Below are 16,157 nucleotides of genomic sequence, written 5' to 3'. Positions count from 1 at the left end.
ATGGGCATTTCTTTTAAAGAGAAATGTCCATTAATTCACTCGTCAAATTATAGGATAGAAATACAATGACACTTGAAACTACAAAACAGTCTTTAGAAAAATGGCATCAAATGGTTCAAGCCGGTAATTTGTCAGATCTAAATGATTTGCTGGCAGATGAGGTAGTTTTTCGCTCACCAGTTGCTTACAAACCTTATGAAGGAAAACAGGTTGTTTTCTTCATTCTTACCAATGTTATTCAAGTGTTCGAAAACTTTACCTATCATCGGGAGTTCTATACAGAAGATGGTGAAAATGTAGTACTTGAGTTTAGTGCCAATGTCAGTGGTAAATCATTAAAAGGTATTGATATGATCCGTTTTAATAACGAGGGCAAGATTATTGATTTTGAAGTAATGATCCGTCCAATGAGTGGCTTAGCAGCATTGGCTGAACAAATGGGTATAAGAATTGCCAAGTTTCAACCCCAATAATTTTAGTAAATAGCCTAAGTAATATAGAGATCAATAAAATGTGGTTAAAGCTTTCAACTGTTGCATTGTTGCCTGTCCTTTTTGTGCAGGGAACAAAGGTTCGTAAGAATACACCACGCTTGCTAGAAGCCAGTGGCGAAAGAGAAGGCATAGTGGGTAAGGGTAAACCCTTATCATTACTTATTTTGGGAGATTCTGCTGCTGCAGGTGTTGGAGTTGAAACCCAAAAAGATGCTTTATCTGGTGCGATTATTTCTGAATTGCAAAATCAATATTCAATACGCTGGAAACTGCATGCAAAAACAGGTAATACAACCAAGCAAGTTTTCCAAGCGGTACAGCATTTAGAGCAACAAAGTTACGATGTGGTTGTTACGTCGATAGGGGTTAATGATGTCACAAAACTAACTTCAGCAAGTTCATGGATAAAACAACAAAAACAATTATTTCAATATATACAGGCACGTTTTCAGCCTAAACTCATTATTGTGTCTGGTGTTCCGCCAATGCAACATTTTCCAGCTTTACCCAATCCATTGGCTTGGTTGTTTGGAAAATATGCGGAAAAAATGAATCAGACACTAGATAAATGGTTAGAATCACAAAACCAATTTAGATTCATTAAATATGATATTGAGAGTTTTCAAGCGATGAATTTGCCTATGGCAAGTGATGGCTTTCATCCGAGTAAAGAAATTTATGCAATTTGGGGACAGCAGGTTGCAGCATTAGTGCGGCAATCATTTAACTCATAATCAGAGGTCGTGATTGGAAATGGGCATATCTACTTTAAATAAAATTAAAGCTTTCGGTTCGGAATTGTTTGATTCAGTATTAGGTGCTGAACAACCAAAAATCTATTATGACCCAAATGGGAAAATAAAAGATATTCTAGATAAATTGCCCCAGCTCAAGCAAAAATATCGTCCTACACCGTGGTTAAGCAATAATCATGTTCATCTTTTGTACTTTGATATTATTAGAAAAAAAACCATTAAACTTGAATATGATCGAATTGATCAGCTCACCATGAAAGATGGTGGCGTAACTGCCATCGCGTGGTATGGGTATGATCTCCCTGCAGATACTCCAACAGTTGTTATTATGCATACCATTACAGGAACACCTGAAAGTATGCGTGAACTTGTGAAAGATATACATCATTATACGGGTTGGAGAATAGCGTTATGCTTACGCCGTGGGCATGCTGGTTTACCTATGCCTGTACCACAGATCTCTCTTTTTGGGTCAACGAGCGATCTTAAAGAGCAACTTGCACATATCCAAAACCTGTTTCCAAAATCAGATTTATACGCCGTAGGTTCCTCTGCGGGAACAGGGTTATTGGTTCGTTATTTGGGTGAGCAAGGCGCAGATACACCATTTAAAGCTGCTTTTGCAATGTGTCCAGGCTACAACACGGAGATTGGCTTTAAGAATGTTCATCCGTTTTATAGCAAAATGATGACCAAAAAGTTATTTAAATATTTTATTCATCCTTATCAAACTACATGGAACCAACTTTCTTCTATAGAGAAAGTTCTAGCGACCACAAGTCTAGAAGAATTTGAAAAAGAATATTTTGAAATGGCTGGCTTTGAGGATTATCAAAGTTATTGCCAAGCTATTAATCCAATTTATGTATTTGAGAATGTCAAAATTCCATTGATGATTCTTAATGCTGAGGATGATCCTGTCTGTTCTATTAAAAATTTGGAACCTTATAAAGAAACGATTCAGCAAATGAGTAATATTGCGGTAATCACTACAAAAAAAGGAAGTCATTGTGGCTTCTATGAAGGTTGGAAAAGCACCTCCTGGGCTGCCAAATTAATCTCAAATTATTTTATGGTCGAACATAAGCAATAACGGTAAATTTGCAATAAGTTAAATAAAGCCCATTCAACAGATGGGCTTTATGATTTTATTTGGTCAAGATAAAAGTAAATTGGGATCTTTTAGTCCAATTTTGATTTTCGTGCTGGCAACAAGGTCTTTTTCGTCTGTCTGGTTGGGATGAAAATCAAAGCGATAATAATCAAAAAATTTAGGGGTCAATGCTCTATATTGTTTATTAGCAAAACTAAAGAACTTACGCCAAGATTTAAAATTGAGAAGTTGATGATCTCGCTTCATTAAAATAAATTGATAAATTGTTGAAAAGGCCGTAATTAAAAATAGACTTAAAGTAAAAACTGTAATGCGCGGAAGGTAGGCGCTTAAGCCGCTTCCATATAAATGTTGATAGAGATCAAAGGCAACAGCTTTATGTTCTGTTTCTTCAATACTGTGCCATAGCCACAAATTACGTATAGTTGAGTCTGTCATTAACTCATTAACAGATTCCATCATGCTAACCACGAGTACTGCTGTGTAGTGTTCTAGACCTACGGTTACAAGCAAATTCCATTTTTTACTAAAAACTTTTTCAATCGTTTTTAAAACGATGCCAGTTACTTTTTCTAAAGATTGAGGATCTAAGCCATATTGCTGTGCACTTACATGAAAAGCATGATGTTCTTTAGAGTGCATAGCTTCTTGGCCAATAAAAGCACTGATTTCACGATCTAAAATTTCATTCGACTTTGCTTTTGCGCGTAAAGCTCGAACAGAGCGAACGAAATATGATTCACCTTCAGGAAACAACGTAGATAAGCCCGTAAAATAGTGGGTGAAAGTTGGTTCGTTGTTACACCAGTAACGAGGTGTATTTTCAAAATTATAGTCCATACGACGGACCGGAAATGAGGCAGGCACACGGTTTAATACAGTATTCATTTTAAGCTCCAATCTTCTTTTAATTAGAGTTCCAAAAAGGAACTTGATAAAAAACTACATCGCTCTATATCTATCGTCAATGCTTTTTTAGGTAGAAAAAATAGATTGTCCTTAATTGATATCTAAGGAAACTTTAAAGATAAATAGTAAGAAAAATTAAAACTTATTACTGAATTGATAATTTGAATAATAATTAAAAAGCCCAAACCGATGGTTCAATTTGGGCATATTCGAGTAAGAACTTAGTTTTTAAGCGCTGGAGTAGCAGCAGCAATTGCAGCGGCAACAGCATCATCTTCAGTTTGAGATGGTTCAGCAGGCTTAGCTGGTTTTGACTGAACCTTTTCAGGTTTTGGCTCTGCTTTTGGCTCAGGCTTAGGTTCAGGTTTTGGTTTCGGCTCTACTTTAGGTTCTGCTTTAGGTTGCTCAGAAACTGTTGTTTGTGAACCTTGATCAGGTTGGGCAGGGCGAGTTTCACGGCGAATTTCAGTTGTCGTATTCGCTGTTTCTTCACGGTGAACTTCAACTTGCGGTGGTTCCTGAGTTTGAGCTTCTTCAGTTTGCACACTTTCTAAAGACTCAAATTTTGCAGGTTCAGCAGGTTTAGGTTCTGAAACAGCAGTTTCAACCTTTTCTTGCTCTTCTTCTTTAGGTGTTTCTTTTTTGACACATGCGGTTAACAATAGTCCAGCAGCAATTGCAGCACAGATTAAAAGTTTTTTATTTGCCATTGTCCTAAACAACATTTAATTGAGGAGCTGGCATTATAACAGCAAAAGAGAATGAAAAAATCATGTGAGATTGACCTAATTTTTTATTAAAAATGCTGATAGAATAGCCAGTTGTTTAATGATCTTTGAATTGATGCGGTTTGACTTTGCTTTATAGGGGCAGAGTACAGTAAAATTGCCAAACATTGTAGGCCGATTTCGGCTTGATTGTACGAGAAACTTAATGACCCATTTTATTTTTGTCACTGGTGGTGTAGTTTCATCGCTAGGTAAAGGTATTTCTGCTGCTTCAGTTGCTGCACTTTTGGAAGCCCGTGGCTTAAAAGTCACAATGGTTAAAATGGATCCCTACATTAATGTCGATCCAGGGACAATGAGCCCTTTCCAACATGGTGAAGTTTTTGTCACAGAGGATGGTGCCGAAACTGATCTAGACTTGGGTTATTACGAACGTTTCTTACGTCGTGCGAAAATGACCAAACTTAATAACTTTACCAGTGGTCGTGTATATCAGGACGTTTTAAACAAAGAACGTCGTGGTGACTATCTTGGTGGTACAGTTCAAGTTATTCCACATATTACTGACAACATTAAAGAACGCGTACTTCGCGCAGGTGAAGGCTACGATGTTGCTATCGTAGAAATTGGCGGTACGGTAGGTGATATCGAATCATTACCGTTTATGGAATCAGTTCGTCAGTTAATGGTTGAGCTTGGTCATAAAAGAACCATGCTTATGCATTTAACTTTGTTGCCATATATCAAATCTGCAGCAGAGCTTAAGACAAAACCAACTCAACACTCTGTAAAAGAGTTGCTTTCAATTGGTATTCAGCCAGATATTCTTATCTGCCGTACTGAATATGATGTTGATGCAGACACGAAACGTAAAATTGCTCTATTCACTAACGTAGAAGCACGTGCTGTTGTGGTATGTAAAGATGCGAAAACCATCTATCAAATTCCACGTGGTTTCTATGAGCAAAATGTAGATGACCTCATTTGTGAACGTTTTGGTTTCAATGATTTACCAGAAGCTGACCTAACTGATTGGGATAATGTAGTAGAAGCATTACTTAATCCAGAATTCACGGTACGTGTAGCAATGGTTGGTAAATATGTTGAATTACCAGATGCTTATAAATCTGTGAATGAAGCATTATTACATGCTGGTATCAAAAATCGTGTGAAAGTACAGATTGACTATGTCAATGCTGAAGAGCTTGAAAGCCAAGATGTTTCTATTTTGCAAACAGCTGACGCAATCTTAGTCCCAGGTGGCTTTGGTGAACGTGGTACTGAAGGCAAAATGAAAGCTATTCAATACGCACGTGAAAACAAAATCCCATTTTTGGGTATTTGTTTAGGTATGCAATTGGCTGTAATCGAATATGCCCGTCATGTTGCTGCTATGCCAGAAGCATCTTCTACTGAGTTCAACCGTTCTACAAAATATCCATTGATTGGTTTAATTACTGAATGGTTAGATGAGCGCGGTGAATTACAACAACGTAGCCTTGAGTCTGACTTAGGTGGAACAATGCGTTTAGGTGCACAAAAATCAGAATTGGTTGAAGGCACAAAAACACGTGAAGTCTACGGTAAAGCTGAAATTACTGAGCGTCATCGTCACCGTTATGAAATGAATAACCGTTTCATCGAGTCGATTGAACAAGCTGGTATGAAGATTTCAGGTTACTCTTCAGCACAACATTTAGTTGAAACTGTAGAAATTCCTGAACATCCTTGGTTTATTGCTGTACAATTCCACCCGGAATTTACAAGTTCACCACGTGATGGACATCCATTATTTGCTAGTTTTATTGACGCTGCAAAAACACAGCATCAAAAAAGTAAATAATGCGATTTTAAATAAACTGGGAAAGTTTAAATGTCACAATTAAAACCACAAGAAGTTGTACGTTTAGGCGATATACAAATGGCAAATCATTTGCCATTTGTATTATTTGGCGGAATGAACGTACTTGAATCAAAAGATTTAGCTTTTGAAATTGCAGAAACTTATGTTGATATTTGCAAACGCTTAGATATTCCTTATGTATTTAAAGCGAGTTTCGATAAAGCAAATCGTTCTAGTCTGCATTCATTCCGTGGTCCTGGACTTGAAAAAGGTATCGAATGGTTAGGTGATATTAAAAAACATTTTAATGTTCCTATCATTACTGATGTGCATGAGCCATATCAAGCTGCACCTGTTGCAGAAGTAGCCGATATTATTCAGTTACCCGCATTCTTAAGTCGTCAAACTGATCTTGTTGAAGCGATGGCGAAAACACAGGCTATTATTAACATTAAGAAAGCCCAGTTTTTAGCACCTCATGAAATGCGTCATATCCTGCATAAATGTTTAGAAGCAGGAAACGACAAACTTATTCTTTGTGAACGTGGTTCGGCATTCGGGTATAACAATCTTGTTGTAGATATGCTCGGCTTTGACACCATGAAAGAAATGAATGTGCCAGTTTTCTTTGACGTGACACATGCGTTACAAACCCCTGGTGGTCGTTCTGACTCAGCAGGTGGTCGTCGTGCTCAAATTACAACTTTAGCACGCGCAGGAATGGCAACTGGTTTGGCTGGATTGTTCTTGGAAGCTCATCCAGACCCAGAACATGCAAAATGCGATGGACCTTGTGCATTACGTATGTCGCAACTTGAACCATTCTTGGCACAAATAAAAGAATTGGATACTTTAGTTAAAGGATTCAAAAAGTTAGACACCCATTGAGTTGTTTTATAACCCTTACGCTGCTTTAACCGCAGCTCATATTCATTCAAAGAGGAATTGTTCATGAGCCAAATCGTTGACATTCGTGCACGTGAAATTTTGGACTCTCGTGGTAACCCAACCATCGAAGCAGACGTAATTTTAGAATCTGGGGTTGTTGGTCGTGCATGTGCACCATCTGGTGCTTCAACTGGTTCTCGTGAAGCTTTAGAACTTCGTGACGGTGATAAATCACGTTACTTAGGTAAAGGCGTTCGTACAGCAGTTAACAATGTAAACACATTGATTCGTGATGCTTTGTTGGGTAAATCAGTTTTTGAGCAAAAAGACATTGATAACACAATGATTGCGCTTGACGGTACTGAAAACAAAGAAAAATTAGGTGCTAACGCAACTTTGGCTGTTTCATTGGCTGCGGCGCGTGCTGCTGCTGAAGAAAAGAAACTTCCTCTTTTCCAATACATCGCAGATCTTCGCGGTCAAACAATTTTGACAATGCCTGTACCGATGATGAACATCTTAAATGGTGGTGAGCATGCGGACAACACTGTTGATATTCAAGAGTTCATGATCGAGCCTGTAGGTTTTACTTCATTTGCTGAAGCTTTACGTGCGGGTGCTGAAGTATTCCATTCTTTAAAATCAGTTTTAAAGAAACAAGGTTTGAATACTGCTGTAGGTGATGAAGGTGGTTTTGCTCCTAACTTGCGTTCTAACGAAGAAGCAATTCAAATCATTTTACAAGCAATTGAATTGACTGGTTATAAAGCTGGTTCAGATATGATGCTTGCATTAGACTGCGCATCTTCAGAATTCTACAAAAACGGTCAATACGTTTTAGAAGGTGAAGGTAATCGTGCATTTACAAGCCATCAGTTTGCAGATTACTTAGCTGGTCTTGTAAATCAATATCCAATTATCTCGATCGAAGATGGTTTGGATGAATCTGATTGGGAAGGCTGGAGCTACTTGACTTCAATCCTTGGCGATAAAATCCAATTGGTTGGTGATGACTTGTTCGTAACTAATCCTAAGATTTTACAACGTGGTATTGATGAGAAGGTTGGTAACTCAATCTTAATTAAATACAACCAGATCGGTACTTTAACTGAAACTTTAGATGCGATCTATCTTGCTAAAGCAAATGGTTATTCGACTGTTATTTCTCACCGTTCTGGTGAAACAGAAGATTCTACTATTGCTGACTTAGCAGTAGGTACAGCAGCTGGTCAAATCAAGACTGGTTCACTTTGCCGTTCTGACCGTGTTTCTAAGTACAACCAATTACTTCGTATTGAAGAATTGACTAAAGCTGCTTACCGCGGTAAAGCTGAGTTTAAAGGTTTAAACTAATCTTTAAATAAAAAGTTAAAATTAATTTTTTAACATTTTAAGGTGCTTTTTTCTGTTTTTAATAGGGAATAGCACCTTTTTTATTATCCTAATCGGCGTGTTTTCAAAGATTCAGCCCAACTATGATGCTTGCAGCGGGTACATTCTTGATCAATCTTATTTAAAATTTTAGTTTCACCACATTTCATACATGAATAAAAAGTATTAAGTTTAAGTACATCGGCTTTACAGTAGGCATCAGGGAATAATGGCAGGCCCCATCTGACATCTTCATCCTCATAATAAAGTAAACTCAAAATGCCGTCGGATTCCAACAAAGCTGTTCTCACTTGCCCAAGATGTTCAACATTTTGCTGACGCATTTCCGAGAAAAATTCATCATGTGAATATGTTTGTTTCTGGAAATCTTTGTAGACTAAAAGACCTTCTTTAACTACACATAAAGCTTTCCCTTCCAGTAAATCCTCAATTTTTTTATTCTTCACCATGGCCCAGGTTACAAGTCGGTATAGAAAAAGAATAGCCATAAAAGCTACTAAAGCATGGGCAATAGGTAAGTCCTTAGTGAACATCGGGTCACCAGCGGCTGAACCTAAACATAAAATAATGGCAAGTTCAAAAAGTGAAAGCTGACGAATTCCTCTTTTACCCGATAACCTTAAAAAACTGATAATAATAATAAACATCACAAAACAGCGAACTAAAATTTCTAAAACAAACTTCCAAGTCGTATCGCCGATGAAAATATTAAAAAAATCCATTTTTTTCTCCTTATTAAAATAGTTAGAAGAAATCCTTGTAAAATTTTTACCAAAGTAAAAAATAAAAAAATATACATTTTAAGTAGTTATTAGTTAAAAATTAGAAATATATGTGATTTTGTATGAATCTCACGTTTAAAAAATTATGAAGGAGGCTGTAAAGTTGTGCGAGATAATATTTGCAATAGAGTGGGAGGCGCATTAGAAACTATATTCCAAAGCGTGCTTACTTATTGTTAAATAAATTAAGCGGAATAACGGTGCAAGCTATAAATATGGTAGATCATAAGAATAAGAAGATAGATTAATGACAATCAGAGGTATAAGGGATCGCGTCTAAACGTGTCTGAAAAATAGAAGAGTTCATAACGTTTTTATACATTTGCTGATATGTTTTTTTGTGGTCTTCTATGTTGTGATAATCGATAATTTCTTGGAGTTTATCTTTATACTCTATATGTCCAGCATGGAACATTGCTGCGTAGTGGCCCCATAAAGCATATTGATATCTCAAAGCAGCTTTGGGGATTAAATTTATCTCATTTAAGTAACTATTAGCGGTTTTTTCATAACATGCTTTTATTTCATGTGCATCTTTTTTCATTTTACTCAAGAAAATACATTGCATCTCTTGTAGTTTTGAACTTTCTGTTTTAGCGAGTATTTTTTCTGTGACGATATAAGCTTCATTTAGACAACCTAAATGTACAAGTATTTTACGTTTAGTTTTTAAAATATTTAAGTTGTCATCACTAGATGGCATCTTTTTTAATAAAGTTTTTAATTTTAAATGAGCTGTGGCTTGGTCTTGTTTAGTACCTAATTTATAAATAATATCATTATATTCATATATATAGGTGTTAATTGGTTTATATTGCTTTTGAATATCCTCCATATAAATTATTTTTGATGGACTATCATCTGTAGGATTATTACAAGCGCTTAAACCTATGCTTACTAAAGAAAATACTAAAACTTTATACACTACAACTTATACCTTTATTCTCTTTTATGAGATTTGAGAAGAATAATAAAATATAAAAGAAAATACTGTTTAGTTTGTTATTTTTGAGTTAGTCCTAAGACTGTTCTTAACATTGTATTCATTAATCTGAGGAGTAATAAATTTAAAAGATCTGATAATTAAGCAAGATTGGTAGGGAATGAGGGATATAAATAATTAGAACTATTGATAATTCGTTCTAAACAAATAGGAATAATTATTAATATATTGTTGATAACAATTATCATTCGTGTTAGTTTTTGTGCCGAACTTTTGCTGTTATGTAACCTACAAAAAGCAGTAAAAGACTAGGGATCTCGCACAGCACACTCGTTATTATGGAATTTTCTTATGTACACTTCGCCCTTTGGAAAAGTATTTAGAGCTCATCCTTTAGCATTTGCTATGGCTTTAACTGTTCCTTCATTTGTTTATGCAGATGAGAAAAATGGTACAGCCACTTTAGAAACGATAAAAGTACAAGCAGAACAAGAAAATTCCGCTGTTACCGAAGGTTCGGGCAGTTACACAGCTAAAAGCGCAAATACTTCTACAAAATTAAATTTATCACTTCGTGAAACACCTCAATCGGTCAAAGTTTTAACTCGTGAATATTTAGATGATCGAAAAATCGATTCTTTTCAAGATTTAATGAACAATATTACGGGTGTTTCAACTTCACGTACCGATGAGCGCCAAAAAGCTTATGCACGTGGTTTTGAGGTGGATTATTATTTGCTGGATGGAATGCCGAGTACAACCAACTTAAGTATAGGTGATCTTGATCTAGATATTTATGATCGTGTCGAAGTCGTTAAGGGGGCTAGTGGCTTAACTACAGGTGCGGGAAACCCCGCAATGGCCCTCAATATGATTCGTAAGCATGCTAATGCTAAAGAACTTACTGGAAATGTCAGTACATCATTAGGTTCATGGAACTCTTGGAGTAGCTCAGCAGATGTTTCCACGCCATTTAATGCAGATGGATCATTGCGTGGCCGCATGTTTGTAAAACATTCTGATGAAAAATCATTTATGGATTTTTATGAGAAAGAACGCAATGTATTTTATGGTGCCCTTGATTATGATCTGAGCGATAAAACTAGTATGTCGCTTGGGGCAACTTATCAAGAGTTACATCGTGACGGTATCCGTTGGGGCGGAACACCTGCTTTTTATACTGATGGGACTCGTACCAATTTTTCTAGAAGCTTAACAGTAAGTGCACCTTGGACATATTGGGATGTAAATACAACAGCAGTATTTGCAAACTTAAAACAGAATTTATTTAATGACGTTAATTTGAATGTTACTTATACCTTCCGTAAAGAAGATACAGCTTCTATGTTGTTGTATACTGCTGGAAAAGTAGACAAGGCAACCAATACCAGTCCATTAAAAAATGAAGAGGACAAGGATAATGTCTCAGTATATGGCGCAAAAGCTGCAAATGAAGAAAACAATATTGATATTTTTATCAATGCACCATTTACGCTTTTTAATCGTCCGCAAGAAATCATTATTGGTGGATCTTGGAATAAAAATGAGAAAACAAAGGATATTTTTGGTGGATCTAACACAAACCAAGACATTGAAAAGTATTTAGGTGGACCACTTAACTATAATGATATGGCTCAAGAGTTGCTTCAGCCTGTTGTTTTAAACGGTAAAAATGCGCTGAATGAAACCACACAAACTGCTGCTTATGTTGCTGGTAAATTTCAGATTCTGGATCCTTTAAAAGTTATTGCTGGGGCACGTTTATCTAACTGGAAATATAAGTCTGAGAATGATAAAGGTAACCGTGAATTTAACAATGAATTAGCACCATATGTTGGCGCTATTTATGATTTTGCCCAAGATCATTCTGTGTATGCGAGTTATACAGAAATTTTCAAACCTCAAGAACGTAAAGATGTAAGTGATCAATATATTGATCCGATTACAGGTAAGAGTTATGAGGCCGGTTTAAAGAGTGAATGGTTTGGAGGGCGGTTAAATACGGCATTGTCAGTATTCCGAATAGAACAATCTAATTTTGCTGAGTTGATCCCGGGAGTATTTATTGTCCGCAATGGTACACAAACTACAGAGCAGGCCTATCGCGCTGTAGATGGGGTTAAAAGTAAAGGTTTTGAGTTTGAAGTTGATGGCGAGATTAATGACAATTGGGGTATTAACTTTGGTATTGCTAATTTTGAAGCAAAAGATGCACAAGGCACAAAGGTTAATACGACAAACTCTCGAACAACCTCGAATCTATTTGTTAAGTACAAACTTGATCAATGGAGTGCAGGACTAGGTTTAAATTATAAGAGTAAATACTATACGGGTAGTGGAAGCTCTCGTATTGAGCAAGATGCGTATGTTTTAGCAAGTGCGATGCTTGGCTATCAGGTAGATAAAAATATTAAACTTCAATTCAACATCGATAATATTTTTGATGAGAAATATTATGAAGGTATTGGTGACAACTCAATGAATTGGGGCACACCACGAAATGCAACGGTGAGTGTTCGTTATAACTTTTAATTACGGGCTCATTTAAATCTCTATTGAAAAGTCCTCTTGGGAGGACTTTTCTCTATTTATTCAACATAATTTCTTGATACGCAGAATAGCTTTTATATACATAGAGTGATTTATAAGCAGTTGTACTTATAAATATGATTTCCCTTTCAAATTCCATTCATTTTTGACAAAATGAAACATGTCACAATGGTCAATTTAAAGTAACATGTGCATTAATAGTTTTGCACTGATTTTGCAGGAATTTTGCATGCTCTTTTTAAATTGTTATACAATACAAAAGCTTAATCAAAGTTTTTAATTAAAACTCTTAATGATATGTTAGAAGTATTTCGATCCACTTCAAGCAAACTGATATTGCTACTTGTTATTGTTTTAGTAGCTATACTGCAATATCAATTTTGGTTAGGTGAGGGTGGCTATCTCCCTCATCAGGCTCTCATGCAACAAATTCAGCAACAAGCTGAAGTTAATGAAGAGCTTAAAGAACGAAACCGTATTTTGGCAGCAGAGGTTTTTGACCTGAAAAATGGTACAGAAGCAATAGAAGAACATGCACGCCTTGATCTAGGTTTAGTTAAACCACATGAGACATTTGTTCAAATGAGTACAATTAGTACCCATTACAAGCCTATTTATATTGACCCGAACGCTAAAGTTGATTTGGAAACGAATGAGACACCTGCATCCCCAGATATCCCAGACTAAATTATGGGCAGTTATTCCCGCTGCAGGATCAGGAAGTCGATTTTCTAAAACTGAATTGAAGCAGTATCAATATATTCAGAATACGACTGTTTTAGAGCATACTGTTCGGCGTATAAGTCAACTTCCATTAGATGGTTATATTTTGGCAATCGGTGCCCAAGATACCTTTGCCCCAACTCTTGCATTTCAAAATATAGATAAGGCGCAATTTTGTACGGGTGGGGCGGAACGAGTTCATTCGGTATTAAACGCTTTAAATCATCTTTTAACTTTTGCCGATGAAAATGATTGGGTACTTGTTCATGATGCCGCACGTCCTTGTGTAACAATTGACTGTTTAAATACCCTTGTTCAAACAGCAGTTGAGTCAAATCATAGTGCTATTTTAGCGATTCCCGTTCGTGACACGTTAAAGCAGGTTAAGTCAGGCAATCAAATTGATAAAACAGTTAGCCGTGATTTCTTATGGCAAGCTCAAACTCCTCAAATTACTAAAATCGGTAAACTAAAAAAAGCAATTGAACATGCTTTAGAAAATAACGTCACTATTACCGATGAGGCAAGTGCACTTGAGTATATGGGTGAAACTGTACAGGTCGTAATGGGGCGTTCGGATAATATAAAAATTACCTATCCCGATGACTTAGAGCTTGCACGTTTAATTCTTCAGTCTCAATCTTAGTTGCCTCTTTTTGTATTTGCTTAGAAGAGAAAATATCTAAGCAAATCCATCTACATATCTCTTTATAAGATCTCATATTCTTTTACATTGATCAGTCCCACCATCTAGCAGGATGATACGAGTACTTTAGATAATGTTCGATCATCGAACAAAAAACATTTATACCGAACAAAACTATAGTCTGATAACTAGATCAAATTATAAAAATTATCAAGAATGTTTAGAAAGGGAAATCTAAGGGAAACACTCGGGATTGAGTGAAATATTTATCTATTCTTCTCGCTTCAGTGTGCCTACCTCTCTTACCTATCTCTTCTTCAATGAGCACAATGGAGTTGTCTAATGATTGACAAAAGTAAGTCCTCACTAAGCGAGGCACTATCGCAGATTAAGGATGGTGCAACCATTCTGATTGGTGGTTTTGGTACTGCAGGACAACCCGCTGAACTCATTGACGGACTGATTGAACTGGGTGTCAAAGATTTAACCATTGTCAGCAACAATGCCGGTAACGGTGATTACGGTCTGGCGAAACTGCTTAAAGCCGGTTCAGTTAAAAAAGTGATTTGTTCTTTCCCACGTCAGTCCGATTCTTATGTGTTTGATGAACTGTACCGTGCCGGAAAGGTCGAACTTGAAGTGGTGCCGCAAGGCAATCTGGCTTGCCGTATTCAGGCAGCCGGTATGGGACTTGGAGCTGTGTTTACCCCAACAGGCTTTGGAACACTATTGGCTGAAGGCAAAGAAACCCGCCAGATTGATGGCAAAGATTATGTACTTGAATATCCGATCAAGGCTGACTTTGCCTTGATTAAAGCTTACAAGGGCGACCGCTGGGGCAATCTGGTTTACCGTAAATCTGCACGTAACTTTGGCCCGATCATGGCGATGGCTGCTGATGTCACCATTGCTCAGGTGTCTGAGGTGGTTGAGCTAGGTGGATTAGATCCGGAACATATCATCACCCCAGGTATCTTCGTACAGCATGTTGTACAAGTCGCGCCTGCACAGTAAGCAATAAGGAGAAATAACATGAGCTACCAGAAACTCAGCCGTGACCAGATTGCAAAACGTGTGGCACAAGATATTCCAGATGGCGCCTATGTGAACTTAGGTATTGGCTTACCGACCAAGATTGCAAGCTACCTACCGAATGACAAAGATATTTTCCTTCATTCCGAAAATGGCTTGTTAGCCTTTGGCCCACCACCGGCGGCAGGTGAAGAAGACCCTGAACTGATTAATGCGGGTAAAGAGTTTGTGACCATGCTTGAAGGCGGCAGCTTTTTTCATCATGGCGATTCATTTGCGATGATGCGTGGTGGTCACCTTGATATTGCGGTGCTTGGCGCCTTTCAGGTTGCAGCGAATGGTGATTTGGCGAACTGGCACACGGGTGCACCGGATGCGATTCCTGCGGTAGGTGGTGCGATGGATTTGGCTGTAGGTGCTAAAAAAGTATTTATCACTACAGACCATGTGACCAAACAAGGTGAGCCAAAGATTGTGGCTGAGCTCACTTATCCAGTAACGGGTAAGCAATGTGTGGATCGTATATACACCGACCTGTGTGTGATTGATGTGACTAAAGATGGTTTAAAGGTGCTTGAGAAAGTTGAAGGTCTAAGCTTTGATGAGTTGCAGGCTTTAACTGGTGCAACTTTGATTGATGCCACTCAAGGGTAAGGAAGTAGGCAAATGACATTAAAAAACGCTTATATCATCGATGCCATCCGTACTCCATTCGGCCGTTATGCCGGTGGCCTTGCTCCTGTCCGTGCCGATGACCTTGGCGCTGTGCCGATTAAAGCACTTATGCAGCGTAACCCAAATGTAGATTGGGAACAGGTCGATGATGTGATCTATGGCTGTGCGAACCAAGCCGGTGAAGATAACCGTAATGTCGGCCGTATGTCAGCACTGCTTGCAGGTTTACCGTATCAGGTGCCTGCAACGACTATTAACCGTCTCTGTGGTTCCTCACTCGATGCCATTGCCATTGCTGCCCGTGCCATTAAAGCAGGTGAAGCGAACTTGGTGATTGCAGGTGGTGTGGAAAGCATGAGCCGTGCACCCTATGTGATGGGTAAGTCTGACAGCGCTTTTGGCCGTAACCAGAAGATCGAAGATACCACCATGGGCTGGCGTTTCATTAATCCGAAACTTAAAGAATTGTATGGTGTAGACACCATGCCCCAGACTGCCGAAAACGTGGCTGAACAGTTTAACGTCAATCGTGCAGATCAGGACCAGTTTGCCTTGGTGAGCCAACAACGCACCGCAAGCGCGCAAGCCAAAGGCTTTTTTTCTAAAGAAATCGTAGCAGTTGAAATCCCTCAGCGTAAGGGGGATGCTGTTGTGATTGATACCGATGAACATCCACGTGCATC

16 protein-coding genes are annotated in these 16,157 nt (G+C 37.8%); 12 read left to right on the top strand and 4 right to left on the bottom strand.

Going from position 1 to position 16,157, the window contains the following annotated elements; genetic code table 11:
• Window positions 1–65: 65 nt before the first annotated feature.
• Genes KTI78_RS03830 through KTI78_RS03820 form a run of 3 tightly spaced genes read left to right on the top strand, consistent with a single transcriptional unit; the run spans window position 66 to window position 2,342 of the window.
• Window positions 66–473: a nuclear transport factor 2 family protein gene (locus KTI78_RS03830; RefSeq protein WP_262445264.1), complete on the top strand. Its 408-nt coding sequence runs from the start codon at window positions 66–68 to the stop codon at window positions 471–473.
• Window positions 474–511: 38 nt separating this feature from the next.
• Window positions 512–1,228: an SGNH/GDSL hydrolase family protein gene (locus KTI78_RS03825; RefSeq protein ID WP_262445263.1), complete on the top strand. Its 717-nt coding sequence runs from the start codon at window positions 512–514 to the stop codon at window positions 1,226–1,228.
• Window positions 1,229–1,247: 19 nt separating this feature from the next.
• Window positions 1,248–2,342: a YheT family hydrolase gene (locus KTI78_RS03820; protein WP_224991187.1), complete on the top strand. Its 1,095-nt coding sequence runs from the start codon at window positions 1,248–1,250 to the stop codon at window positions 2,340–2,342.
• A gap of 63 nt (window positions 2,343–2,405) precedes the next feature.
• Here KTI78_RS03820 and KTI78_RS03815 read toward each other — a convergent pair whose 3' ends face one another.
• Window positions 2,406–3,251, bottom strand: coding sequence for a metal-dependent hydrolase (locus KTI78_RS03815; protein WP_262445262.1), 846 nt, complete (start codon window positions 3,249–3,251; stop codon window positions 2,406–2,408).
• 242 nt (window positions 3,252–3,493) lie between these two features.
• Window positions 3,494–3,982: an internalin gene (locus KTI78_RS03810; RefSeq protein ID WP_262445261.1), complete on the bottom strand. Its 489-nt coding sequence runs from the start codon at window positions 3,980–3,982 to the stop codon at window positions 3,494–3,496.
• Between the two features lie 223 nt (window positions 3,983–4,205).
• On the opposite strand from KTI78_RS03810, the gene KTI78_RS03805 reads away from it, so the two are divergent.
• From KTI78_RS03805 to eno, 3 genes are all read left to right on the top strand, one after another.
• A complete protein-coding gene (locus KTI78_RS03805) occupies window positions 4,206–5,843 on the top strand; it encodes a CTP synthase (RefSeq protein WP_262445260.1) in 1,638 nt (545 codons plus the stop codon).
• A 30-nt stretch (window positions 5,844–5,873) separates the two neighbouring features.
• Window positions 5,874–6,731, top strand: coding sequence for a 3-deoxy-8-phosphooctulonate synthase (gene kdsA, locus KTI78_RS03800; RefSeq protein WP_016140803.1), 858 nt, complete (start codon window positions 5,874–5,876; stop codon window positions 6,729–6,731).
• Window positions 6,732–6,794: 63 nt separating this feature from the next.
• Window positions 6,795–8,084: a phosphopyruvate hydratase gene (gene eno / locus KTI78_RS03795; RefSeq protein WP_002121066.1), complete on the top strand. Its 1,290-nt coding sequence runs from the start codon at window positions 6,795–6,797 to the stop codon at window positions 8,082–8,084.
• Between the two features lie 83 nt (window positions 8,085–8,167).
• On the opposite strand, the gene KTI78_RS03790 is transcribed toward eno, so the two are convergent.
• Both KTI78_RS03790 and KTI78_RS03785 read right to left on the bottom strand, forming a co-directional pair.
• Complete coding sequence (locus KTI78_RS03790; protein WP_016140804.1) at window positions 8,168–8,845, bottom strand: DUF421 domain-containing protein; 678 nt, start codon at window positions 8,843–8,845, stop codon at window positions 8,168–8,170.
• A 304-nt stretch (window positions 8,846–9,149) separates the two neighbouring features.
• Window positions 9,150–9,830, bottom strand: coding sequence for a hypothetical protein (locus tag KTI78_RS03785; RefSeq protein ID WP_262445258.1), 681 nt, complete (start codon window positions 9,828–9,830; stop codon window positions 9,150–9,152).
• A gap of 369 nt (window positions 9,831–10,199) precedes the next feature.
• Between KTI78_RS03785 and KTI78_RS03780 the strand changes: the two genes are divergently transcribed.
• From KTI78_RS03780 to KTI78_RS03755, 6 genes are all read left to right on the top strand, one after another.
• A complete protein-coding gene (locus KTI78_RS03780) occupies window positions 10,200–12,380 on the top strand; it encodes a TonB-dependent siderophore receptor (protein ID WP_410374414.1) in 2,181 nt (726 codons plus the stop codon).
• 315 nt (window positions 12,381–12,695) lie between these two features.
• Window positions 12,696–13,085 carry a cell division protein FtsB gene (gene ftsB, locus KTI78_RS03775; protein ID WP_005069056.1) on the top strand — a complete coding sequence of 130 codons (390 nt, stop codon included), beginning with the start codon at window positions 12,696–12,698 and terminating at the stop codon, window positions 13,083–13,085.
• On the top strand, window positions 13,051–13,767 hold the full coding sequence (ispD, locus tag KTI78_RS03770; RefSeq protein WP_239977407.1) for a 2-C-methyl-D-erythritol 4-phosphate cytidylyltransferase: 717 nt from the start codon (window positions 13,051–13,053) through the stop codon (window positions 13,765–13,767). Before ftsB ends, ispD begins: the two co-directional genes overlap by 35 nt.
• Before the next feature lie 342 nt (window positions 13,768–14,109).
• Complete coding sequence (locus tag KTI78_RS03765) at window positions 14,110–14,781, top strand: 3-oxoacid CoA-transferase subunit A (RefSeq protein ID WP_262445257.1); 672 nt, start codon at window positions 14,110–14,112, stop codon at window positions 14,779–14,781.
• A gap of 18 nt (window positions 14,782–14,799) precedes the next feature.
• Window positions 14,800–15,453 carry a 3-oxoacid CoA-transferase subunit B gene (locus KTI78_RS03760; RefSeq protein WP_262445256.1) on the top strand — a complete coding sequence of 218 codons (654 nt, stop codon included), beginning with the start codon at window positions 14,800–14,802 and terminating at the stop codon, window positions 15,451–15,453.
• A 12-nt stretch (window positions 15,454–15,465) separates the two neighbouring features.
• A partial coding sequence (locus KTI78_RS03755) for a beta-ketoacyl synthase N-terminal-like domain-containing protein (protein WP_316249978.1) occupies window positions 15,466–16,157 on the top strand: 692 nt, incomplete at its 3' end.

The sequence above is a fragment of the Acinetobacter sp. WU_MDCI_Abxe161 genome (assembly GCF_025514355.1).
Taxonomy (GTDB): Bacteria; Pseudomonadota; Gammaproteobacteria; order Pseudomonadales; family Moraxellaceae; genus Acinetobacter; species Acinetobacter pittii_E.
The sequence above is the reverse complement of the archived record's forward strand: the minus strand, read 5'-3'. Positions and strand labels throughout refer to the sequence as shown.